The sequence below is a fragment of the Brevibacillus aydinogluensis genome (genome assembly GCF_961514395.1).
In the GTDB taxonomy this organism is placed as follows: domain Bacteria; phylum Bacillota; class Bacilli; order Brevibacillales; family Brevibacillaceae; genus Brevibacillus; species Brevibacillus aydinogluensis.
Genome location: NZ_OY569118.1, coordinates 3,031,925 through 3,054,859, shown reverse-complemented (window position 1 = coordinate 3,054,859; position 22,935 = coordinate 3,031,925). Strand labels below are relative to the sequence as shown.

23 protein-coding genes and 1 tRNA gene are annotated in these 22,935 nt (G+C 55.3%); 15 read left to right on the top strand and 9 right to left on the bottom strand.

The window, feature by feature from the left end:
* Positions 1 to 13: 13 nt before the first annotated feature.
* Positions 14 to 1,591 carry a DHA2 family efflux MFS transporter permease subunit gene (locus Q7F15_RS14980; RefSeq protein ID WP_171565725.1) on the top strand — a complete coding sequence of 526 codons (1,578 nt, stop codon included), beginning with the start codon at positions 14 to 16 and terminating at the stop codon, positions 1,589 to 1,591.
* Positions 1,592 to 1,625: 34 nt separating this feature from the next.
* On the opposite strand, the gene Q7F15_RS14975 is transcribed toward Q7F15_RS14980, so the two are convergent.
* Entirely contained in the window at positions 1,626 to 1,763 is a 138-nt protein-coding gene (locus Q7F15_RS14975; RefSeq protein WP_171565712.1) for a hypothetical protein, read from the bottom strand.
* Positions 1,726 to 2,667 carry a DMT family transporter gene (locus Q7F15_RS14970; RefSeq protein WP_230076637.1) on the bottom strand — a complete coding sequence of 314 codons (942 nt, stop codon included), beginning with the start codon at positions 2,665 to 2,667 and terminating at the stop codon, positions 1,726 to 1,728. The genes Q7F15_RS14975 and Q7F15_RS14970 overlap by 38 nt, the downstream gene beginning before the upstream one ends.
* A gap of 99 nt (positions 2,668 to 2,766) precedes the next feature.
* Here Q7F15_RS14970 and Q7F15_RS14965 point away from each other — a divergent pair, with 99 nt between their 5' ends.
* Positions 2,767 to 2,922, top strand: a complete 156-nt coding sequence (locus Q7F15_RS14965) for a hypothetical protein (RefSeq protein WP_171565723.1) — start codon at positions 2,767 to 2,769, stop codon at positions 2,920 to 2,922.
* Here Q7F15_RS14965 and Q7F15_RS14960 read toward each other — a convergent pair.
* Positions 2,912 to 3,697, bottom strand: a complete 786-nt coding sequence (locus Q7F15_RS14960) for a divergent polysaccharide deacetylase family protein (RefSeq protein ID WP_304414551.1) — start codon at positions 3,695 to 3,697, stop codon at positions 2,912 to 2,914. The genes Q7F15_RS14965 and Q7F15_RS14960 overlap by 11 nt on opposite strands.
* 153 nt (positions 3,698 to 3,850) lie before the next feature.
* Between Q7F15_RS14960 and polA the strand changes: the two genes are divergently transcribed.
* From polA to Q7F15_RS14940, 4 genes are read left to right on the top strand one after another with little or no spacing between them, the layout of a single operon-like run.
* Positions 3,851 to 6,502 (top strand): DNA polymerase I, encoded by a 2,652-nt coding sequence (gene polA, locus Q7F15_RS14955; protein ID WP_304415540.1) that lies wholly within the window; start codon positions 3,851 to 3,853, stop codon positions 6,500 to 6,502.
* 39 nt (positions 6,503 to 6,541) lie between these two features.
* A complete protein-coding gene (gene mutM, locus Q7F15_RS14950; RefSeq protein ID WP_171565721.1) occupies positions 6,542 to 7,402 on the top strand; it encodes a DNA-formamidopyrimidine glycosylase in 861 nt (286 codons plus the stop codon).
* Positions 7,399 to 8,001: a dephospho-CoA kinase gene (gene coaE / locus Q7F15_RS14945; protein ID WP_171565720.1), complete on the top strand. Its 603-nt coding sequence runs from the start codon at positions 7,399 to 7,401 to the stop codon at positions 7,999 to 8,001. The genes mutM and coaE overlap by 4 nt, the downstream gene beginning before the upstream one ends.
* Positions 7,998 to 8,561: a lytic transglycosylase domain-containing protein gene (locus Q7F15_RS14940; RefSeq protein ID WP_212132262.1), complete on the top strand. Its 564-nt coding sequence runs from the start codon at positions 7,998 to 8,000 to the stop codon at positions 8,559 to 8,561. Before coaE ends, Q7F15_RS14940 begins: the two co-directional genes overlap by 4 nt.
* On the opposite strand, the gene Q7F15_RS14935 is transcribed toward Q7F15_RS14940, so the two are convergent.
* A complete protein-coding gene (locus Q7F15_RS14935; RefSeq protein ID WP_304414550.1) occupies positions 8,479 to 9,285 on the bottom strand; it encodes a hypothetical protein in 807 nt (268 codons plus the stop codon). The genes Q7F15_RS14940 and Q7F15_RS14935 overlap by 83 nt on opposite strands.
* A gap of 612 nt (positions 9,286 to 9,897) precedes the next feature.
* On the opposite strand from Q7F15_RS14935, the gene ltrA reads away from it, so the two are divergent.
* From ltrA to Q7F15_RS14920, 3 genes are all read left to right on the top strand, one after another.
* Positions 9,898 to 11,157 carry a group II intron reverse transcriptase/maturase gene (gene ltrA, locus Q7F15_RS14930; RefSeq protein ID WP_230077222.1) on the top strand — a complete coding sequence of 420 codons (1,260 nt, stop codon included), beginning with the start codon at positions 9,898 to 9,900 and terminating at the stop codon, positions 11,155 to 11,157.
* 238 nt (positions 11,158 to 11,395) lie between these two features.
* Positions 11,396 to 12,442, top strand: coding sequence for a glyceraldehyde-3-phosphate dehydrogenase (locus Q7F15_RS14925; protein WP_212133732.1), 1,047 nt, complete (start codon positions 11,396 to 11,398; stop codon positions 12,440 to 12,442).
* A gap of 301 nt (positions 12,443 to 12,743) precedes the next feature.
* The gene (locus Q7F15_RS14920) at positions 12,744 to 13,631 is read left to right on the top strand and encodes a sigma-E factor regulatory protein RseB domain-containing protein (RefSeq protein ID WP_304414549.1); all 888 of its coding nucleotides are present in this window, start codon (positions 12,744 to 12,746) and stop codon (positions 13,629 to 13,631) included.
* Between the two features lie 132 nt (positions 13,632 to 13,763).
* On the opposite strand, the gene Q7F15_RS14915 is transcribed toward Q7F15_RS14920, so the two are convergent.
* The 3 genes from Q7F15_RS14915 to Q7F15_RS14905 all read right to left on the bottom strand — a co-directional run bounded on the left by Q7F15_RS14915 (position 13,764) and on the right by Q7F15_RS14905 (position 16,157).
* Positions 13,764 to 14,609 carry an IS3 family transposase gene (locus Q7F15_RS14915; protein WP_230077258.1) on the bottom strand — a complete coding sequence of 282 codons (846 nt, stop codon included), beginning with the start codon at positions 14,607 to 14,609 and terminating at the stop codon, positions 13,764 to 13,766.
* A 17-nt stretch (positions 14,610 to 14,626) separates the two neighbouring features.
* Positions 14,627 to 14,923 (bottom strand): helix-turn-helix domain-containing protein, encoded by a 297-nt coding sequence (locus Q7F15_RS14910; protein ID WP_171566349.1) that lies wholly within the window; start codon positions 14,921 to 14,923, stop codon positions 14,627 to 14,629.
* Positions 14,924 to 15,026: 103 nt separating this feature from the next.
* Positions 15,027 to 16,157 carry an HD-GYP domain-containing protein gene (locus tag Q7F15_RS14905; RefSeq protein WP_304414548.1) on the bottom strand — a complete coding sequence of 377 codons (1,131 nt, stop codon included), beginning with the start codon at positions 16,155 to 16,157 and terminating at the stop codon, positions 15,027 to 15,029.
* Between the two features lie 138 nt (positions 16,158 to 16,295).
* Between Q7F15_RS14905 and nrdR the strand changes: the two genes are divergently transcribed.
* The 3 genes from nrdR to dnaI all read left to right on the top strand — a co-directional run bounded on the left by nrdR (position 16,296) and on the right by dnaI (position 19,649).
* Positions 16,296 to 16,772, top strand: coding sequence for a transcriptional regulator NrdR (gene nrdR, locus Q7F15_RS14900; RefSeq protein ID WP_029097707.1), 477 nt, complete (start codon positions 16,296 to 16,298; stop codon positions 16,770 to 16,772).
* Between the two features lie 480 nt (positions 16,773 to 17,252).
* Positions 17,253 to 18,704: a replication initiation and membrane attachment family protein gene (locus tag Q7F15_RS14895; RefSeq protein WP_029097706.1), complete on the top strand. Its 1,452-nt coding sequence runs from the start codon at positions 17,253 to 17,255 to the stop codon at positions 18,702 to 18,704.
* A 6-nt stretch (positions 18,705 to 18,710) separates the two neighbouring features.
* The gene (gene dnaI, locus Q7F15_RS14890) at positions 18,711 to 19,649 is read left to right on the top strand and encodes a primosomal protein DnaI (protein ID WP_171566696.1); all 939 of its coding nucleotides are present in this window, start codon (positions 18,711 to 18,713) and stop codon (positions 19,647 to 19,649) included.
* Here the strand turns inward: dnaI and Q7F15_RS14885 are convergent.
* Positions 19,631 to 20,263 carry a YdcF family protein gene (locus Q7F15_RS14885; RefSeq protein WP_304414547.1) on the bottom strand — a complete coding sequence of 211 codons (633 nt, stop codon included), beginning with the start codon at positions 20,261 to 20,263 and terminating at the stop codon, positions 19,631 to 19,633. The genes dnaI and Q7F15_RS14885 overlap by 19 nt on opposite strands.
* Before the next feature lie 295 nt (positions 20,264 to 20,558).
* On the opposite strand from Q7F15_RS14885, the gene Q7F15_RS14880 reads away from it, so the two are divergent.
* The 3 genes from Q7F15_RS14880 to Q7F15_RS20595 all read left to right on the top strand — a co-directional run bounded on the left by Q7F15_RS14880 (position 20,559) and on the right by Q7F15_RS20595 (position 22,056).
* Positions 20,559 to 20,634, top strand: a tRNA-Ala gene (locus Q7F15_RS14880).
* A gap of 353 nt (positions 20,635 to 20,987) precedes the next feature.
* Positions 20,988 to 21,620, top strand: coding sequence for a hypothetical protein (locus tag Q7F15_RS14875; RefSeq protein WP_304414546.1), 633 nt, complete (start codon positions 20,988 to 20,990; stop codon positions 21,618 to 21,620).
* A 175-nt stretch (positions 21,621 to 21,795) separates the two neighbouring features.
* Positions 21,796 to 22,056 carry a VanZ family protein gene (locus tag Q7F15_RS20595; RefSeq protein WP_368509240.1) on the top strand — a complete coding sequence of 87 codons (261 nt, stop codon included), beginning with the start codon at positions 21,796 to 21,798 and terminating at the stop codon, positions 22,054 to 22,056.
* A gap of 138 nt (positions 22,057 to 22,194) precedes the next feature.
* On the opposite strand, the gene Q7F15_RS14870 is transcribed toward Q7F15_RS20595, so the two are convergent.
* Positions 22,195 to 22,878, bottom strand: coding sequence for a hypothetical protein (locus Q7F15_RS14870; protein WP_171566692.1), 684 nt, complete (start codon positions 22,876 to 22,878; stop codon positions 22,195 to 22,197).
* Positions 22,879 to 22,935 lie beyond the last annotated feature (57 nt).

Sequence of the window (22,935 nt, the reverse complement as noted above, 5' to 3'; positions counted from 1 at the left end):
GGGAGGGAGAATCATGGCGGAAGCAGCGGCACAGCGCCATGGGAACAGCGGAAGCGAGATGTGGATTTCGCTTTTGGCCATTCTCATGGGCACCTTCGTCGCCATTTTGAACAACAGTTTGATCAACGTCGCCCTGCCTACGCTGGTAAACGTGTTTGGCTCCACGACGGACACGATCCAATGGGTGTTGACCGGTTACATGCTGGCCAACGCCGTCATGATCCCGATGAGCGGCCTGCTGGGCGACAAATACGGGTACAAGCGGATCTTTTTGCTCTCACTGATCGCATTTACAGCTTCGTCCGTCCTCTGCGCGCTGGCATGGAACGACACCAGCCTGATCGCCTTCCGCGTCATCCAGGGTTTGAGCGGCGGGATGATTATGCCGATCGGGATGTCGATGATCTACATGATTGTCCCGCGGGAGAAGATGGGACTGGCTCTGGGGCTGTTTGGCATCGCCGCGATGGTGGCGCCGGCGGTCGGGCCGACGCTGGGCGGGTACATTGTCGAATACCTCAACTGGCAGTTCCTGTTCCTGCTGGGCGTTCCCTTTGGCGTGTTCGCCGTGGTGATGAGCAGTGCCCTGTTGAAGGAAACGCCGAAAAAGCCGGAGTTGAAGTTTGACTTTCCAGGAGCGATTCTTTCCATCATCGGCTTCGGGACGCTGCTGCTCGCGCTGAGCAAGGGCCAGTCGGAAGGATGGGACTCATTTTTCATCGTCAGCTTGCTGTTTGTCGCAATTAGCAGCCTGGTGCTGTTCGTTTGGGTGGAGACGGGCAGGGAGTCTCCCCTGCTAGACTTCAGCCTGCTGAAAATCCCGGTGTTTACGTTAAGCGTCATCAGCTCCAGTTTTGTCATGATGGGGATGATGGGCGGGATATTCCTGATGCCGATCTTTCTGCAAAACATTCAGGGCATGTCGGCGGTGGACTCCGGGCTTCTGCTGATGCCGCAGTCGATTGCCATGGCGTTGATGATGCCGATCAGCGGCAAGCTGTTTGACAAGTACGGGATCGGTCCCGTCGGCCTGGTGGGCATGCTGGTCATGGGGGTGACCACTTATGAACTGCACACCTTGACCGCCGACACGCCGCACGGTTGGTTGAATACGGTGCTGACGATTCGCGGGATCGGCATCGGGCTGTGCATGCAGACGCTGTCCACGGCGGGGATGAACGCCATTCCCCGCGCCAGCGTCGGGAAGGCATCCTCCCTGTCCAACGTGATCCGGCAGGTGATGAGCTCGTTTGGCATTGCCATCCTGACGACGATCATGAGCTCGCGCCAGTCCTTTCACGCCGCGGCGATTTCGGACAGCGTGTCTGTGACGTCCACCACGGCGAGCGAGGCGCTCCAGGGTCTGACCGGGCTGTTCATGCAGGCGGGGGTGGACGCCGCGACCGCCCAGGGAGGAGCCGCATCCGTTTTGGCCGGGATGATTGCCAAGGAGGCAGTCGTTCGGGGGATTGCCGACGCCCTGCTCGTGTCGGCCATTCCAATCTTTTTGTCCATCCCGTTTATTTTCTTTATGCACAAAAAGCCGCCCAAGAAAGAGGCGGCACAAGAGCAGCAAAAAGCAGCAGCCTGAGCGGCTGCTGTTTTTGCTGGATTTTCGACGCACTTTAGAACAGTTTGCTGAGCCAGTAGATGATCCGGCCGACGATGTAGCCGAGCAGGATGGTCCAGCCGATTTTGGCCCAGATGCCAAGACCGCTCACGAATTCACGCAAGCTTTTCCGACGATGCGGCGGTTGCTTCATCAGACTCCACTCCTTTGGCTGTATTGCAGCGGATGAACAGGTAGATGCCGGTGAGAATGATCAGGCCGCCGACCCATTGCGAAAGGGTAACCCCTTCCCCCAGGATGAGGTACGCCAGAATCGCCGTTCCGACCGGTTCCCCCAAAATCCCCATGGAGATCGTCGTGGTGTTCAGCCATTTGATCACCCAGTTGAAAATCGAGTGGCCGAGCAGCGTCGGAAACAAGGCGAGGCAGAAAAACCAGCCCCAGTCCTCGGCCCGGTAACCGGCCAGCGGGTACCCCAGCACCAGATCGTACGCCACCAGCAGCACGCTGGTGATCGTGTAGACGACGAGTGTGTAGGAAAACGAGGACAGGTGCTGCCGCACGTACTGGCCAACCAGCCAGTAGCCGGTGACGGTGGCGGCGCCCATCAGCGCCAGAAAGTCTCCCCACAGCGCCATGCCGCCGACGCGAAAGTCTCCCCAGCCGATGACGAAGCTGCCGGCGATGGCCAGCAACCCTCCCGTCAGGGCCAGGGGGCGGATTCGCTCGCCAAAGAAGAAATACCCGCCGACGAAGGCAAACAGCGGCTGCAACGTGACCAGCACGGTAGAGCTGGCGACGGACGTAAAGTTGAGCGATTCAAACCAGAGCAGGAAGTGGCTGGCCAAAAAGGCCCCCGACAGGAGACAGAGCAGCCACTGCCTTCTCGGCATCCGCACCATTTCGCCGATGGCACCGCGGTTCCAGAACAGCAGCGGCAGCGTCAGCAGCACGGAAAATACCAGCCGGTACGTGGCGATTACAGGCGCCGGCGCACTGGCCAGCTTGACGAAGATGGCCGAGGTGGAGACGGCCGCCACGCCGAAAAAGAGGGCGAGATAGGGCGGTATCCAGGGTTTTTCGTTTGGAGTGTTCATGCCTACACCTTCTTGTCCTAAGGAGATCGCATGCTCTCTATTTTACAGGTCTATCGAAACATTCACAATCGCTAGACATTGGGAGGCCACGAACAAAGCGTGGGGCCTGCCGATCGCCTGGCCGCTCCAACAAACTCCTGGGAGAACGCCGGAAGCGATGAAGACCGTCCGCTCACCGGCGAGGTGCAAGGCGATGAGCGGAGGCCAACAGCCGCAAGCGACGAGATCAGCCGGTTGGAAACGGCTAAGGCGTAACGCTGTTCAACAGCCCAGAGACGGTGACAATCGAGGCCTCCTGTTGTATGCGCGGAATGTACTGGCGCAGAACAGAGGCCGTTTTCTTGCCGGGCGGCCCGACATGGCCGATGGCGATATTGACGGGGCGGTCTTTCATGCGCTGGCACAGCGTTTCCATTTGGCGGGTAATGTGCGAGACGGTGTAGACGGAGTCCAGAAACAGTTCGTTTTCCAAAAACGGCACGCCCAGCTCCTTGGCAATTTTGGCTGCGACACTGCGATGGGTCGTTTTGCTGTCCAGGTAGATCATGCCGCGTTCCTTGCACACGCTCAGCACCGCCCGCATGACGCGCTCGTCGGCTGTTGCCTTGGAGCCCATGTGGTTGTTCAAACCGATCGCGTGCGGAACATCGTCAATCGCCTTGCGGACGCGGTCGCGAATCTCCTCGTCGCTCAGGTCAGTGGTGATCGCTCCGGGTCCCAGCCAGGAACGCTTTCCGTTTACCGGCTCCATCGGCAGGTGGACAAACACGTCGTGTCCCTTTCGATGGGCCAGCTCCGCGTCCCGTTTGGTGCTGGGCAAAAACGGCATCACCGCGACCGTCAGGGGAACGGGCAGGTTGAGAATGTCGTCCGTGCCCGCCATGTTGTTTCCCAAGTCGTCAATGACTACTGCCACTTTCTTGGCGGCCGTTTTCGCCGGGGTAGCACCGGGAGCGAGGGCGTGCGCCCCTGCCGTGCAGGAGAACAGACAAGCGGCGAGCAGGGCTGCCCCCCAGGTTCGTTTGCGCATGTGATCGCCTTCTTTCCGCTGTTTTTTCCTAGTTTGTTCAAGCAGAGGAATGCTTACCCGCAGGCCCTGCCGCTGATGGAGACTTGTTTTGCCAGGGGTGTGCCCCTGTGGTAAACTGAAGGAATAGTGATGGAACGAGAGGAGTCGTACGAGTTGAGCCACTTTGTGTTGATTGACGGGAACAGCATCGCCAACCGGGCGTTTTACGCGCTCCCGCTGCTGTCCACGTCGGCGGGACTGCATACCAACGCTGTGCTTGGCTTCACCACCATGCTGCTCAAGGTGCTGGAAGAGATGCAGCCGACGCACATGCTGGTCGCGTTTGACGCGGGCAAAGTCGTGTTTCGCCACAGCGAGTTTGCCGAATACAAGGGCGGCAGGGCCAAGACGCCGCCGGAGCTGTCGGAGCAGTTTCCGCTGATTCGCGAGCTGCTGGACGCATTTTCCATCCGGCGCTTTGAACTGGAAGGATACGAAGCAGATGACATCATCGGGACGCTCACCCGGCAGGCGGACGAATCGGGCTGGAAGACGACGGTGATTACCGGGGACAAGGACATGCTCCAGCTGGTCTCCGACAATGTATCCGTAGCGTTGACGCGCAAGGGCGTAAGTGAGATGGAGCTGTATACGCCCAAGGAGATCGCGGACAAGTACGGGTTGCAGCCGCTTCAGATCATCGACCTGAAGGGGCTGATGGGCGATGCCTCGGACAACATCCCGGGCGTGCCCGGCGTGGGGGAAAAGACTGCGCTGAAGCTTTTGCGCGAATACGGATCGGTGGAAGCGGTGCTGGAGAACATCGACCGGATCTCCGGCAAAAAGCTGCAGGAAAACCTGCGTGAAAACGTGGAGCAGGCCAGGATGAGCAAGGCGCTGGCGACCATCATGCGGGACGCCCCCGTCGATCTGGACGTGGAACAGACGGTGTATTCCGGCTACGATGCGGCGGCTGTCACCGAGTTTTTCAAAAAAATGGAGTTCAAGTCGCTGCTGTCCAAGGTAAAGACGGCCGCCCCGAAAGATGGGGGCCAGTCGGGACAAGAGCGCGCGCCGTTTTCCTTCGAGGTAGTGGAGGGCGGCAGAACAGACAGCTATGCCGAAAAACTGACGTCGCCCATGGCGCTGTACGTGGAGATGGACGGAGACAACTACCACCATGCGCCGATCCTCGGCTTCGGTCTGGCCGCAGACGGCATCTCGTTCTACGTGCCGTACGACGTGGCCGTGGAATGGCAGGCATTTCGCGAATGGCTGGCCGACGACACCAAGGAAAAATGGGTGTTTGACGGCAAGCGGGACACGGTGGGACTGTCCTGGCACGGCATGGAGGCAGCCGGCATCGGCTTTGACGTCTACCTGGCCTCCTACCTGCTGAATGCGACGGAGAGCAATCCCACCCTCGACGGTGTCGCGGCCCAGTACGCCGAGGTAGGCGTGCTGCCGGACGATGAGGTGTTTGGCAAAGGAGCCAAGCGGCAGGTGCCGGAGACGAGCGTCCTCAGCGAACACGTGGCGCGCAAAGCGGCTGCGATCTGGCAGAGCGTGCCAAAACTGCGGGATGAGCTGGCGCAGCACAAGCTGAACGAACTGCTCACCGATCTGGAAGCGCCGCTCAGTCTGGTCCTGGCCGCGATGGAAAAGCAGGGAGTCAAAATCAACCGCGAGCGGCTGTTGGAGATGGGCGAAGAGCTGGACAGCCAGTTGGAGACGTTGACGGCAAAGATTCACGAGCTGGCCGGGACGCCGTTCAACATCAATTCGCCAAAGCAGTTGGGGGAGATCCTGTACGACAAACTGGATCTGCCGGTGCTGAAGAAGACGAAGACCGGCCCGTCCACCAGTGCCGACGTATTGGAAAAGCTGGCGCCGTATCATCCGATCATCGGGGAAATTCTCCACTTCCGCCAGTTGGGCAAGTTGCGCTCCACGTACATCGAGGGGCTGACCAAGGAGATTCACGCCAAGACGGGCAAGATTCACACGCGGTTCAACCAGGCCACCACGGCGACCGGCCGCCTGTCCAGCACCGAGCCCAACCTGCAAAACATTCCCATCCGTCTGGAGGAAGGCCGGAAAATCCGCGAGGCGTTCATTCCTTCCGAAGCAGGCTGGTACATGCTGGCTGCCGACTACTCGCAGATCGAACTGCGCGTTCTCGCCCACATCTCCGGGGATGAAAACCTGATTGACGCCTTCCGCAAGGGGATGGACATTCACACGCGGACGGCGATGGACGTGTTTGGGGTGAGCGAGGCGGAGGTCACGCCGCTGATGCGCCGTCAGGCCAAGGCGGTCAACTTCGGCATCGTCTACGGGATCAGCGACTACGGCTTGTCGCAAAACCTGAACATCACGCGCAAGGAAGCAGCGGACTTCATCGAACGCTACTTCGCCGTCTTTTCCGGCGTGAAACGGTACATGGAAGAGATCGTGAAGCAAGCGAAGCAGGACGGCTACGTCACCACGCTCCTGCACCGACGCCGCTACCTGCCGGACATCAAGAGCAGCAATTTCAATTTGCGCTCGTTTGCGGAGCGGACGGCCATGAACACCCCGATCCAGGGAACGGCCGCCGACATCATCAAACTGGCGATGATCCGGATGCAAGAGAGCATCCGCGAAAAAGGCCTGAAGAGCCGGATGCTTCTGCAGGTGCACGACGAACTGGTCTTCGAAGTGCCGGAAGCGGAATTGGCCGTCATGCAGAAGCTGGTGCCGGACGTGATGGAAAACGCGCTCAAGTTGGACGTGCCGCTGAAAGTGGACGTGCATTACGGACGCACCTGGTACGACGCGAAGTAACCGGAACAGCATCAAGAGAGAAACGAGAGGAGGAGACCCATGCCGGAACTGCCAGAGGTGGAAACGGTCGTCCGCACCCTGCGCACCCTCGTGTTGGGCAAGACGATCGAACGCGTCAGCGTGACGCTGCCGCGGATTGTGCGCCGCCCGGACGACGTGGAAGCGTTCAAGGCGCAGCTGGCCGGCCAGACCATTCGTGAGATCAAGCGGCGGGCCAAGTTCATCCAGTTTTTTCTGGACAAGGACGTGCTTGTCTCCCATCTGCGCATGGAGGGGCGCTACGGCCTGTACCAGGCTGAGGACCCGGTGGAGAAGCACACGCACGTGATTTTCCATTTTACCGACGGCACCGAACTGCGCTACCGGGATGTTCGCCAGTTCGGGACGATGGATCTGTTTCCGATTGGGATGGAAACGAGTGAAGGGCCGCTGGCCAAACTGGGCGTCGAACCGCTGGAGGACAGCTTTACGCCGGACGTGCTGGGCCGTCTGCTCAAGGGGCGGACGACCAAGATCAAGCCGCTGCTGTTGAATCAGGAATGTATTGTCGGGTTGGGGAATATTTATGTGGACGAATCCCTCTTTCGGGCAGGCATCCACCCGGAACTGCCGGCAGGCAGCCTGACCGCCAAACAGGTGGCCAAGCTGCACGAAAGCATCGTTACCACGCTGAAAGAGGCGGTGGCACAGGGCGGCAGTTCGATCAAGTCGTACGTCAACGGCCAGGGCGAGATGGGCATGTTTCAGCAGTCGCTGTTGGTATACGGACGCAAAGGGCAGCCGTGTACCCGCTGTGGAACGGAGATCGTCCGGTTCGTGGTCGGCGGCAGGGGGACGCACATCTGTCCCGCCTGTCAAAAAGTTGGCAAGCCCATCAGACGAGGAGGAAAACGGGCATGATTCTAGGGTTGACAGGAGGCATCGCCACGGGAAAAAGTACGGTGACGGCCATGCTGCGGGAGCGCGGCATTCCTGTCATTGACGCTGACCAGATCGCCCGCGAAGTTGTGGAGAAAGGCAAACCTGCCTACGAGGCGATCGTTCGTCACTTCGGCAGGGACATCCTGCTGGCTGACGGCCAGATCAACCGCAAGAAGCTGGGGGAAATCGTCTTTTCCGACGAAGCGGAGCGGCAGAAGCTGAACGCCATCGTCCACCCGGAAGTCCGCCGGGTGATGCGGGAAGAGGCGGAAGCAGCGGAACGGAACGGCGCTGACATCGTGTTTATGGATATTCCCTTGTTGTTTGAGAGCAAGTTGCAGCATCTGGTGGATAAAATTGTCGTGGTGTACGCGCCGGCCTCTGTACAGTTGGCGCGGATGTTGGAGCGGGACGAGCTGGATGAGGAACAGGCGCACAAGCGGCTGAGGGCGCAGTGGCCCATTGAGCAGAAAAAACAGCTCGCCGATTTTCTGATCGACAACACCGGGACGCGGGAAGAGACGGAACGGCAGGTGGAGCGCCTGCTGGCAGAATTGAAGACGGAGCTGTCGGGATGAAGCGAGGCAGGCGAGCCGCAGGCGTCCTGATCGTGCTGATGGGCGTCTTTTTGCTGATCAACTCCCCCTTGGTCTGGAAGTGGATGTATCCGATCAAGTATCAAAACGAGATTCTGGAGGCGTCCCGTCGCTACCAGGTAGACCCCTTCCTGATTTTGGCCATCATCCGTTCGGAGAGCGGCTTCAAGCCGGACAACGTCTCGAAAAAGGGAGCGATCGGGCTGATGCAGATCATGCCCGACACGGCCAAATGGATTGTGGAACAGGCGGGCTTTCAGCCAAAGCAAAAGGATTACCTGTACGATCCCAAGATGAATATCCACATCGGGACCTGGTACCTGTCCTACTTGCAGCAGAGGTTTCAGGGCGACGTGGTCAAAACCATTGCCGCCTATAACGCCGGTCCCGGCAAGGTAAACGCATGGCTCACGCGCGAGCAGTGGAACGGAGAGCGAGATACGCTCGGAGACATCCCGTTCAGCGAAACGCGCCTGTACGTACAGCGGGTGCTCTACTACCACGACCGATACCGCAACATCTATTCCAAAGAAATGCAGTAAAGCCGCTTTCTCCTTTGGGGGAAAGCGGCTCAGCGTGTAGACAAAGTCCGTGGCGCATGGGTGATCGGGCCCGCTCGCTCTCTTGACGACCAGCAAAGAAGCTGATTGCTTCCGCTCCAAAACGCGACGCGGGCAGGGGGCAAACATCTGGGTATTTCAATGAAGTGAGACTTGTGCCCCCTGTTTTTCCCCGCGTCTGCGCTTTTCCGCTGAGCAGGTCGTCAAAGGAGCTCGCTTGGCCCATCACTCCATGCCCGAACTTTATCTCCACCTTCGGTTGATTAATATGCAGGCCTTTCGGCCTGACAATGATGGAAAGGTTTCCTTGCGGAATCTCATTGATCACGAAGTACATATTGTCTTCAGTCAGAGCTGCTTTCTCCTTTGGGGGAAAGCGGCTCAGCGTGTAGACAAAGCCCATGGCGCATGGGTGATCGGCCCGCTCGCTCTCTTGACGACCAGCAAAGAAGCTGATTGCTTCCGCTCCAAAACGAGACGCGGGCAGGGGGCAAACATCTGGGTATTTCAATGAAGTGAGACTTGTGCCCCCTGTTTTTCCCCGCGTCTGCGCTTTTCCGCTGAGCCGGTCGTCAAAGGAGCTCGCTTGGCCCATCACTCCATGCCCGAACTTTATCTCCACCTTCGGTTGATTAATATGCAGGCCTTTCGGCCTGACAATGATGGAAAGGTTTCCTTGCGGAATCTCATTGATCACGAAGTACATATTGTCTTCAGTCAGAGCCGCTTTCTCCTTTGGGGGAAAGCGGCTTTTGTCGGTGCGCCCGGCATGGGCGGTAGCTATAGGGTGAAAGTCCCGAACGGGGGTTGGCTGTACCAACCGTTAGCTTAAGGCAAGGGTGTCCGCCGTGAGGCGGAATCTGAAGGAAGTCGGCGGCAAAGTCCTGACCTGAGGTACACGAACCCAATTTGAGGCTGTTGTACTCGGGCGAGCCTGCCGAACAAGGTGAAGCCCCATACAGCCAAGGAGTGCAGCAGTAAATTGGGCAGGTACATGGGACGAAAGTTACCGCCCTTACCCGGGGAGGTCTGCATGATACGCCTACTACCGTTGGCAACCGTCTCCGCGAGGGGGCGCTGAACATGCAGAAGTCAGCAGAGGCCATAGTACTCCGATAGAGGACGCTCGAAGGAGGAAGGGCCGAACATCAAGTCAACACATGTTCTAATCCCTTTCGATACGGTGCGTCGAAGCAGAATTCCGAAATGGAACTTCCTCTGAATAGTAGGGGTGAAGCCCCGAGGGTACAGAGAAGGGCTGAGCATCGTACGGCAAGCTTAGCAACATGTGTGCGAAGAGAGGAGTATCGTCAGGGGCATGCTGGAGAAAGTGCTGTCACGGGACAACCTCATGGCCGCTCTCAAACGAGTGGAGGCCAACAGAGGTGCTGCGGGAATCGACGGTGTTTCAACCGAACAACTGCGCGACTACCTTCGTCAGCACTGGGCGACCATCCGGTCGCAAATCGAGAAGGGAACCTACAAGCCGTCTCCTGTCCGCAGGGTCGAAATCCCGAAACCTGACGGGGGAATACGATTGCTAGGCATCCCTACCGTGGTAGATCGCTTCATCCAGCAGGCCATCCTGCAGGTATTGACTCCCATATTCGACCCAGAGTTCTCCGACTCCAGCTTCGGGTTCCGTCCAGGCCGCCGTGCTCACAGTGCTGTGCGGAAAGCACAACAGTACATCAACGAAGGATTCCGGTATGTGGTCGACATCGACTTGGAGAAGTTCTTCGACCGGGTCAACCATGATATCCTAATGAGCCGGGTTGCCCGCAAGGTGAAGGACAAGCGCCTTCTTAAACTAATTCGCGCTTATCTGCAATCCGGAGTCATGGTCAACGGAGTGTGTGTCACGACGGAAGAGGGCACGCCGCAAGGTGGCCCCTTAAGTCCGCTGTTGGCCAACATTCTGCTAGACGACCTGGACAAGGAGTTGGAGAAAAGGGGACACCGTTTCTGCCGCTATGCGGACGACTGCAACATCTACGTCCGCTCCAAACGTGCGGGTGAACGTGTAAAGGCAAGTGTGGAGCGATACTTGACCAGGGTTCTCAAACTCAAGGTAAATCAACAGAAAAGTGCGGTGGACCGCCCGTGCAACCGGAAGTTCCTCGGCTTTAGCTTTATTCCGGGAAAGGAAGCGCGGATACGTCTGCATCCCAAATCGATCACCCGGTTAAAAGGACGAATTCGCCAATTAACCAACCCACATCGAAGCATGGCCATGCAGGAGAGGATTCAAAAACTCAACCAATACCTCATGGGATGGATCGGGTATTTTGCGCTGGCCGAGGCGAAAACCCATCTTCTGCGAATAGAGGAATGGATTCGCCGAAGGCTCCGGCTCTGTCTATGGACGCAGTGGAAACGAGTTCGTACGAGGTACCGCGAACTTCGTTCGCTTGGATTTTCTCACAACAGAGCACTGGAAATCGCAAACACCCGAAAGGGGGCGTGGCGGACAACAAAATCCCCGCACATGCACAAAGCCCTTGGTATTGCCTACTGGCAACAACAAGGGCTGATGAGTTTGATACAGCGATATTTCACACTTCGTCAAGCTTGGTGAACCGCCGTATACCGGTCGGTACGTACGGTGGTGTGAGAGGACGGGGGTTAACCACCCCCTCCTACTCGATTGCTTGCAGCGATCACGCCGCTGCTCGTCCTCCATAACCGAGCCAAAAACAGGATGACAAATCGTCCAAATATTTATTTTTTGAGTAAAACACATTGATAATTGTGTCATACTTATTATAATGAAAGTAAGGAATAGCGTAACTTAATGCAGGAAGGGGTTTCTTATTATGACAATCAAAATCGGTATTAATGGTTTCGGACGTATCGGACGAATGGTTTTTCGCCGCGCCGTTCAAGACCCCAACATTGAGATCGTTGCGATCAATGCCAGTTATCCCCCTGAAACACTCGCTCATCTGTTGAAATACGACACCATTCACGGGCGTTTTCCTCATAAAGTAGAAGTACAGGACAACAAGATTATCGTAGACGGCAAGCCGACTGTCGTGCTGTCCGACCGCGATCCGCTCAATCTGCCGTGGGGCGAACTGGGCGTGGAGATCGTCGTGGAGGCCACCGGCAAGTTCAAGGACCGCGAAGGCGCCGGCAAGCACCTGAAAAGCGGCGCGAAAAAGGTGGTCATCACTGCACCGGCGAAGGAAGAAGATGTGACCATTGTCATGGGCGTCAACGAAGACATTTACGACCACGAGAAGCATCACATCATCTCCAACGCCTCCTGCACCACCAACTGCCTGGCGCCGGTGGCCAAGGTGCTGCATGAAGCGTTTGGCATCGAACAGGGCCTGATGACGACGGTTCACTCCATCACCAACGACCAGGTAAACATCGACAACCCGCACAAGGACCTGCGCCGCGCACGCGCTGCTGGTGAGTCGATCATTCCGACCACGACCGGTGCCGCCCGTGCCGTGGGCAAGGTGCTGCCGGAGCTGAACGGCAAGTTGAACGGTTTCGCCCTGCGCGTCCCGACGCCGAACGTCTCCGTCGTCGACCTGGTCATCAACACCAAGAAGCCGGTAACCGTGGAAGAGGTAAACCGCGTGCTGCGTGAAGCGAGCGAGGGCAGCATGAAGGGCTACATCGAATTTTGCGATGAACCGCTGGTCTCCAGCGACTTCAATGGCAACGATCACTCGTCCATCATCGACGGCCTCTCCACGATGGTAATGGGCACCAACCAGGTAAAAGTGATCGCCTGGTACGACAACGAGTGGGGCTACTCCTGCCGCGTGGTCGATCTGGTGCGTCACGTGTCCGAGGATGCCAACCGCGCCCGGACAAAAGAGGCGGCAGCCGTAGCCGCAAACTAACCTACCCGTAAACAGACAACAACCCCCCTGGGACCCTTGCGGTGGTCCAGGGGGTTTTTTGCGATTTCGCGTGCCGCGCATATCGGCCAACCAGCAAGCATTCGCAGGCCGGATGCAAACCGCCGCTGGTGAACAACAAATGGGAACTGACATCCTGTGTGTAAGAAATTTTTGCCATAATAAGCAAAAATTATGGATGAAAGTGAAGCGCTGCGGCTCCATACACGTCTGAATATGTGGAGACTGTCAATCAATACACCGCGAGTGAAAGGTGGAAGGTATGGGACAAGGAGGGCAGATCATGTCAAAAAAAATGATGATAGCAGGCTGCACAGGTATTTGTTTACTCCTCACGTCAGTCGCCCATGGCGCTGGTGGAGATGCAGGAAAGGTTTTGCCGCAGACTTCAAATGAAGCGGCAGTTCAGCAACATGCAGAAATGCAATCGGCACGCCAACAGATCACTGCTGAAGCGATTCGGGATAAAATGCTCAATGCCATTGATTATTACACGACCATTCAAGGGACGTACCGGATCATGCAAAAGCCGCTTGGCGTCGATGATGTGGTGGAATTTGACGTATCTGTGGGCGATACACCTGGAAGCTATGTAAAGGTAAAAAGCAACGTGACAGGGAAGCAAAGTGAGCACATCTCAAACGGCGAGACCATGATCCATTTATACGAACAGGAAAAGGCATTTGTCAAACAGCAGAAAATAAAAACGGTGACGAAGGAAAGCAAAATCCAGAAAGGCCCCCGTTACTATATCGATGAAGAGGGAATCCCTGTCTATGAATACAGAAAAGATCCCTCCTATGCACATGAGGCTCACGATGTCATTTTTCCGCAGGCTTACGGCTTTTGGCTTTATCGGCATCCGCACAAAGTGGTGGGAACGGAACCTTATCTGGATCGAACGGCAGTCGTCCTGGTAGGTACGTTATCCGGTATACTGGCCGAAAAACACCAGGCCAGCAGATTCAAGATGTGGGTTGATCAGGAAACGGGCGTGTTGTTGAAACTGCTTGAGACCGATGATAAAGGTACCGTCTCAAATCAGATCGAAGTGCTTCGGCTGGCCATTGACAAAGAGATTGACACTTCCAAGTTTCAGATCATTGAGCCGAAGGGATGGAAGGATATCAGTCCTGATTTGAGCAAGAAGAGGGAGGTACGAGCGGATTAGAGTGACAAGGAAGCCAAGTAGCGTGAAACGCCCTGTCTTTCGAAGTCGGAAGAAAGAAGAAGACCCCGCCCGGCGCAGTGTCAGGCACTGGTCAAGACCCCATTTTGTAGACACTTAAAAAACCCCCGGCCGTTAGGCCGCATGCTGACGCCTGTACTCGACTGGCGTCAGCTTATTTAATTTGATTTGCAAACGCTCCTCATTGTAAAAACGAATGTACTCCTCAATTCGTCTTTGCGCCTCATCCAAACTTCGAATATCATAAGGATAGAGAGCTTCTGCCTTTAAGTGCGAGAAGAAACTCTCCATAGGGGAATTGTCTAAACAATTGCCCCTTCGGGACATGCTGATTCGGGCGCCAACCTTTTGCAGCATGTCGTGGTATGCATGGGACGTGTACTGGAAGCCTTGATCGCTGTGTACGATCAGTCCAGTCACGTCCTTATGCTTTTCAAATGCTTTCCGAAACGTCTCTAGGACAAGGACATTGTCATTGTGTAAGCTCACATGGTGCGCCACGATTTCGTTGTGAAACAAGTCTTTAATCGTAGATAAGAAGATACGTTGATCTCCTACACGAAACTGGGTAACATCGGTGACCCACTTCTGGTTCGGTTTCTCGGCTGTGAAGTCACGCTTCAACAAATTTTCGGCAACACGACCATCTGATTCAGCCGCTCGATACGTGCTCCGATACGCTCGTTTGCCACGAATAATGGCTTTCAGCCCAAGAATTTGCATGAGCCGTAACACCTTCTTATGATTCACAACCTTGCCGTATTGACGAAGGAGTTCCGCTTGAATTCTTCGATACCCATATATTCCTTTTCGTTCATCATAGATGGTTTGAATCTGCTGTTTCAGTTCTCCGTCTCTATCCCACTCCTTCTGTGCAAGATATCGATAATACCCACTCCTCGATACACCAAGAAGTTTGGAGAGTTCGGTAATCGGGTACAATGCTGCCACATTCTCCATCACACGATACTTTTTTCTTACACCTCCCGCATCCAGATTTCCAAACACTTTTTTAGAATTTCGTTCTCCCGTTTCAATTTTTTCACATGTCGATCTTGATCGATGTACTCTGGACGTCGTCCACGCTGATCCAAAAGACCGAACTCCCCAAGTTGTTTGTATTTCCGCATCCATTTTTTTACTCGATCCTTATCCTGGATTCCTAAATGCTCAGTGATACGTCTGTATGTCCACTTCTCCTCTACATGCAATCGTATTGCCTCCATTTTCAACGACAAAGGATAATGCTTGAACTTTTGACCTTTGATAGCCATAAAAAATTCACCCCTTAAAGTAACATCGGTTATCCCAAGGGGTTTTTCCAATGTCTACTTTAAGGGGTGCACTCTACACAGCCAGGCGGGGTTATTATGTGACTCAATTCGCACTGGGCTGCACAAGCCCTTCCAGCGAGAACAATTCTTCGTCTTCAAAGCCGACGATGAACAGGTTGATCTGCGACTTCAGATCCAGTTCGTACGGCACGCGCACGTCGTTGCCGCGGCCGTCCTTCAAGACACGGACGGTGGGGCGGTGGCAGTAGTCCGGGTCGACCCGGCAGACGACGCCCACCTCGCCGGTGTTCAGCACGACGCTGCTGCCGATCGGGAAGACGGCGATGTGTTTGCTGAAGGCTTTGATCAGATGGTGCTCAAACAGGTGTCCGCCCGCCCCGAACAGGTATTCCAGCGCGTCCTGCGGCATGTACCGCTTTCGCCAGGGGCGGGGAGACGTGAGCGAATCGTAGACGTCGCAGATGCCGACGATCTGCGCGTACTCGTGAATGTTCTTTCCTTTCAACCCCTGCGGGTAACCGCTGCCGTCCAGCCGCTCGTGGTGCTGCAGGCAGACGTGGGCGGACAACAGCGAGATGTCGTGCTGCTTGCGCAGGAGGTTGAAGCCCAGCATCGTGTGCTGCTTGGCGATCTCCTGCTCTTCCTCGTTCCAGCGCTCCTGCTTTTGCAACAGCTCCGGCGGAAGCTGCACCTTGCCGATGTCGTGCAGCATCGCCCCGATGCTCAACTCCATCAGTTGGCTGCGGCTGTAGCCGAGCGACATGCCGACCGCGGCCGCCAGTACCGCCACGTTGACCGAGTGATGGTAGAGCGAGGGCGAATGGGTGGAGATGCTGGTCAGATGGAGCAAGAGCTGCTGGTTGCCCATCATGTCGTCCAAGATGGAATTACAGGCCTGCTGAAAGAGAAGCCCCATTTCGTTGAGCGAAACCTTCCGGGCCAGCTTGTTCGAGTTGGTGATCTGCTTGACTGTTTTGACAATCGCTTCGACGGCTGTCTGGCGGGTTTCCGGCCGGATGACGTCCTCCACGACGATGTCTTCCGTACGCTCGTCTTCAATGTAGAGCGAGTCGATGCCGGAGCGGGTCAACCCCTGAATCAGCCGTTCGGTAAGGGTGACGCCTACCCCCAGTAACGTTTTCCCGTCTTCGGTAAAGATCGTGCGGCCCACCTTCATCCCGGGGCGGGCTTGTTTTATTGAAACTAACCGCATAGGAATCCCTCCAACCTGTACCCAAATTGTACTCCATTTGGCTTAGACGTGAAATAGGTACAAGGATTGACTTGACTTCCGGCGGGAAATTGAGGGACACTGAATGAAAGTACCGTCATAATTGGAGTTGATTCCGCGATGCGCTGTCCGTTTTGCGATTACAATGGGACCAGGGTACTAGATTCCCGCCCCTTTAACAATAACAAGTCGATTCGCCGCCGGCGCGAATGCGAAAAGTGCGAACGCCGCTTTACCACGTTTGAGGTGGTGGAGGAGACACCGCTCTTGATCATTAAAAAAGACGGAACCCGCGAAGAATTCAGTCGGGAAAAGGTGCTCCGCGGCCTGGTGCGGGCCTGTGAAAAGCGGCCGGTGCCGCTGGAGGTGCTGGAGAACGTCGTCAACGAGATTGAGAAGGAACTGCGCAGCAGCGGCCAGTCAGAAATCCCCAGCAAGGACGTCGGGGAAAAAGTGATGGAGCGGCTGTACCACGTCGACGAAGTGGCCTATGTCCGGTTCGCTTCCGTCTACCGCCAGTTCAAGGACATCAACGTGTTCATGAAGGAACTGGAAGAACTGCTGGCCCAGGCGCGCGGCTCGGGTCAGGCGGAGTAAGGCAGCGGGGAAGGGGAGGACAAGCCTTTCCCGCAAATCGCTGCGTCGCTTGGTAGGGATTCGCCAGTCGCTCTGTCTGGAAACATGCTTCTCCTTTGATACAATTGGGTTGTCATCAGGCCAAGAAGACGCCCTTGCGATGTGCAAGAGCGTCTTTCCTGCTGTCTTCAAACCCCATTCGTTCGGGTTTCAGAGAGCCCCTTTCCCGATAGCCGCGAGCACGTCCTGCTTTCATCCGCGGAGGGCCGGACGGCGGAGGAGGCGATCTTTTTTGGCTCCGCGTTGGCGAGCCGGAGGTCGTCGTGTCCGGCCAACGCGCTCCGTTCTTCTGGAGCGGGGACGAACTGCTTCACCCCCCTACGCGCGTCCCGCCGTTTCGGGTACGGCGGCGGCGCGTGCTCTTCCAGCCACTGTCGTATCTATCGCCGGCCGGACATGATATAATAGGGAAACCAGACTAGTCAGGAAGGAAAAGGATCAATGCCTCGTCTCGTGTGGAACGAATTACTGCCGAAAGATCGATATCTGGTGCGGCTGGCGCGTCCGCTCAGCTTTGCCGAAATGGGCTTCGTCACCCAGCTCTACCTGCCGATCATCGGTGTGGAGTCGTTTTCCCTCTACCAACTGCTGGTGCACGAGGTGCAGGAGGCGAACGGAGCGGCGGTGGAAAGCACGCACCGCAGCCTGATGCTGATGACCGATCTCTCGCTGGACCGCCTGCTGGCGGCGCGGGAGCGGCTGGAGGCACTGGGCCTTTTGGCCGTCCGCAGACGGGAGAATCGGCAGCGGGACTACTTTTACGAATACCTGGTAAAACCGCCGCTGACGCCAAACGAGTTTTTTGCCGACTACGTGCTGTCCGTGATGCTGCTGAACAAAATCGAAAACGTCCGCTACCAGCAGTTGCGGCAGCGGTACGCCGACCCGCTGGGGGCAGCTTTGGAACAGGAGTACCCGGTGGCGGAGACGGTGACCAAGGATTTTTACGAAGTGTTCCAATCGTTGAAACCGTCCGAGTTGGAAGTGCACAAAGGATCGGAGCGGGAACAGTTTCTCGCGCAGATGGAGACCCGCTATCCGGCGTCTCCGATGCAGTCGGGCTTTGAAGCGGCGGTCCATCACCCGCTCGGGGCTTCGTCCCTGCGCCACTACCTGCCGGACAACGCCTCCCCGGACAAGGTCTTCTCCGGGGAAAGCGTGGAGTTTTTGTACAAGCTGCACCACTTCTACCAACTGGACAGTTGGGGATTGGGGCAGGAACTGCGCGACTGGACCCTGTACAAGCCGGACGGCAGCCTGGACATGGACGTCCTGCGCAAGCGGCTGGTGCAGCGCTACACGGACGACAAGCTGCACCGCACGCCGGCGGCCCCTGCCCCAGGCGACGACGAGTGGGGGCCGGGCCGCCTGCCGGAACCGGGCAGCGAAGCGTTTGCCCGCGCCTGCCGGCAGCTCTCGCCCCTCTCCCTGCTGGAGCGGGTGGTTGGCGGCCGGGTGAGCCGGGTCTTTTTGGAACGGGCGGAAAACCTGGTGTTTGGCGACGGCCTGACCGTCGAGGTGGCCAATGCGCTGCTGCTTCACACGCTGCAGAGCATGCAGATGGAACTGCCCAAAGCCTACATGGAGACGATCCGCGACAGTTGGAAGGCGAAGCGGATCACGACCGTGGACGAAGCCGTGCGGCAGATCCTGGAGCGCGCCGACCAGCGGGCGCAGCACGCGGAGAAGGCGAAGCGGCCGAAGCGGGAAACGGACACCGCCGTTCGCCGTGGCGGCCGCCCCATCCTGCAGGACAAGCTGCCTGCTTCGGTGGAATGGCAGCTTTCGCAGGAGCGCGAGCCCCAGGAGACGGTCAAAGGACAGTCCATCCAGGACGATCCCGAGTTGAAAACCATGTTGGAATCGCTGCGCAGACGGCAGAGAGGAGTGTGATGAGGGATGGAATCGATCAGCCAATTCATGCAGGAACTGGCCAAGCGGACGCCGCGCCACCTGCTGACGCCGGAGCAGCAGTTGGACAAGATGTTTCGCTCCTCCGCCTATTTGCAGTCGTTTCAACAGGCACACCCAGACTTGTCCCGCGACGACTACCTGCGGGCCCTGTCCGGCGTCTACACGGCGGTAAAGGAGCAGTACTGGTGTGAGCACTGTCCGGGACTGGAACAGTGCCCCAACCTGGTCAAGGGCCACCGGAGCCAGCTCAGCGTGAGAAACGGGGCCATCGTCAGCGCCATCTCTCCCTGCGACAAGCAGCAGGCGTATGAGGAAGACATGCGCCGCCGCCGCTTGATGCGCAGCTACTACGTCTCCGAGGAGACGATGGCCGCCAGCTTTGACCGGCTGGAACTGGACCAGGCAAACAGGGCGGCTGTGGCAGCGGCCATCCGGTTTTGCCAGACGGTCGGCAGCGGCGAACGGGTAAAGGGACTGTATCTGCACGGGCCGTTTGGCGTGGGCAAAAGCTACATCATGGGGGCGATCGCCCGCGAGCTGTCGGAGCGCAACATCGCTTCGCTCATGGTGTACGTGCCCGATTTTGTCCGTGAGATGAAGGATTCGCTGTCCGATCAGTCATACGCCGGCAAGCTGGAGCTTTTAAAGGAGGTGCCCGTGCTCATCCTGGACGACATCGGCGCCGAAAACCTCACCCCCTGGGTGCGCGATGAAGTGCTGGGCGTCATCCTCAACCAGCGTGTCAACAACCACCTGCCGACGCTGTTCACCTCCAACTACTCGCTGGAGGAATTGGAGGAGCATCTTTCCATCTCCAACGGCAACCGGATTGAACGAACAAAGGCGGCCCGCATCATGGAGCGGATCCGCCATTACGTGGACGTGTATTTGATCATGCGCAAGAATCAGCGCATCGAAAGCTGACTCCCCAGATACGTAAGCCGCCATTTGGTGTACGCCAGCACCTCTCGCACCAAGTGATACGGCCTGTACATCACGTTGGACTTCGTCCCGACGGGGTGGGCGGATATGCCCAGCGCTCGCGTCATGTCCATCGCCCGGGCGAGGTGATAGTCGTGGCTGACGACGAGCGCGCTGTGCAGGCCGTTTTGCTGCATGATCTGCCGGCTGAACAGCAGGTTTTCATACGTGTTGGTCGCCTCGGACTCCATCAGGATGCGGTCGGCCGGCACGCCCTGCTCCACCAGGTAATTGCGCATGACCTGAGCCTCTGTCACGCCTTTGCCGTCACCCAGTCCGCCCGAGACGATCAGGGTGGGCACGTATCCTTCCCGGTATAACTGCAGTGCCAAATCCAGCCGCTCCCGCAGCCCCGGACTGGGCTGGTCTCCCCACACGGCCGCTCCCAGCACGATGGCCACGTCCGCTTTTTGCGGTGCAGCGCTGCGGCTCGTCTGATCGATCCGCCACAAAACGTAACCCGCCCACAGCGCGGCCGCCGCCAGGCAGACGGCTGCCCAGATGCGCAGGTGTTTTTTCCAGGGGTGTACGATTGGGATGGATGATGTCGGTATCATGAGTATCCTCCGGTTGCCAAGGATTTGTGAGCGTTTCGGATGATCTGTTCGCAATCCGCTTGTCCATCGTGTTCTCGGTCGGTGTGCGTATGCCGTGCAGCAGTCAGCCGAGTGTGTTCCTATGTACATATACGGAAGAGATGGCCCGTCCGTTACGCTTGGTGGGTGCATGCAGGGCAGTGCGTTTCGTCAGGGTGAAAAATTTTTTAAAATCCTATTGATCTTTGAAGACAGCATGTGCTATAATCAATCTCGTGGTAAGGAACGAGATGTTCCAAAGAAAACAACGAGATACGGGGCATTAGCTCAGCTGGGAGAGCGCTACACTGGCAGTGTAGAGGTCAGCGGTTCGAACCCGCTATGCTCCACCATACAACGAACGCCAGAACCCTTGAGAAATCAAGGGTTTTTGTTATTTCCGCGGGAGTTGGGGGATTGAGGATGTCAATAATTCGTATTAGATCGAGCAAAAGAAGCGAAACAGACAGTCCTCAAAGGAATGTCAAGCAGTTACGAAGCTGCAATGGACCAGGAAGCACCCCTTTGAATGCATATTTGCTCAAAATTCTTTGCAATCCCTAGTCGAATGGCAATATCTTTCTGGCATCAACAGACACCTTTCAGCGTGCATGAATAGAAATATGCAAATAATTTTCTGTAAGCACTTGAAGTATATTACAATTTCCGCTATGATTTGGAAGTGTGTTAACAAAGGAGGGATAATATGAAATCGTTTGGTAAGGTGTCAAACTTCGTATCATCTCTACTTGCATTAATACTCGTATTTGGGGCAGGCGGAGGGGTATCCGCTTATTCTTCAGAATTGACACAAAAACAAAAAGAAGCGTATCACAAGCAATATGTTGAAATCGTCAAAGAGGTAAATGCGGAGTATCCTAATGCAAATTTGGAAGTTGTACCTTTGCATAAGTTTTCTGAGGAAGATTGGGTTGAACCCGATGAATTTCGAAAATTAGCAATTGCGAGGGCAAATCCAACTGTAACGATAACTGAATCTGTGCCCGCTGAAGGACCATCCCTTGGTGTTCAAGTTGTTTCAAAAACGAAATCAGCAACGATTGATGCTAACGGTACGGCTGTAACGATAAGCATTACGGGTTCGTTTGAAACAGAATATAATCCTTATGCGAATAGACAAGTGTTTGCTGGAATTAATTCTATCACCTCGAAAGCATCAAAAGGAACTTGGACACAAACAGGGTATGTGCCGAGACTAATCGATGGCGGTCGTACTTATGAGATTACTGTTGGGGGAAAATTAACCCTGAATGGCATTACTTCAAATCACAATATAACTGTAGAATTTTATTGCAGTGCGACTGGTGGGGTTAGCTGATAATTTACAAAATGTATTTGATTATTTAATAAATAAGGAAAGGTGGATACCATGTTTACCTTTCCTTATTGTTTTTGGTATTAGGAAACAGGAAAAAGATCAATGTCGCTCCAAGTCTCGCAAGCATGGAAAGCAAAAATGACACCGGAGGGAACACTTTGCCTACAGAAATATTTTGGGGAATATTATTGCGTTCTGTCCATTAGGGTTCTTAATCCCTGCTATTTTTACAAAGTTCCGGAAAGTTTCCAAGACGTTGTTGATCTGTTTCATCAGTGTAATTGGAATTGAGGTTTTTCAATTTGTTACAATGTTGGGTTTTTTTGATGTTGATGATATCATGTTGAATATGACAGGTTATATAATTGGATATCTTATATATGGTGGGCTTAGAATCTTAACCAGGAATCATAGCAAACTTGAATTTCGAAATTAACAACTCTATGAAAACGTACAAAAGAGTGCGATTACACGTGGCCATCCCCGAAAACTGCGAATTTCCGAGAAAAAGTTGAATTTAATAAACCCAAGAATGTTGGTATTTCCGCATTCTTGGGCTTTTTTCATTGTTTCTTTATTCAGCAGACTCAAACAATGTGCCATTAAATTTATACATTGTGGTTGTGTGTTTAAACTGAGGTGTAATTGTGCTGTCAAGCGGGCGCTTATATTCGGTGGAAAAGTCATAGAGATAATCGCCATCGATGTGAAAGGTGCTTATTTTGGCGTAGTATTCATCTTGAAAAGTAGATATCTCTTTCATCGGATGTTCCCAAGCTTCAACAAAATTCCCGTTATCATCCAAATGCCAGAGCACAACGGTTTCGGTATGAGCACCTGTCCCGCCAGAACGATAGACAGTTTGGTATATCTTCTTATCTTGCATCACCGTAACAGGTTCCTGTACCGTAAGATTATCAATTTTCCATTTCCGTTCGGTAATCAGCTTGTATTCCTCATTTTTCTGTTTGTCAAAAATGAAAAACGAGCCAATGTTGGTGCCGCCAGTCAAGGTTGCTGCAATTTCCACATCAACGTCATGGTCGATGTTCACTTCTTGGAAAGCAAGATGCTCAAAGTAGTGATTCTTCTCTTTGCTTTGCGCTTGTATCCATTGCTTTATCTGGTCTTTTCCAATTGAAGAATTACTTTGACTATGTGCCACATCTGACGAAAACAATGTTTGAGATGTGAAAACGGAAATGCCGATTACAAGACTGACTGCTGCACAAGACACAACTGCGATTTTATTAAACACCCAATTCACCGCCAATACGATTCGCTACTCACATATAGGAGACGGCAGAAAACACGT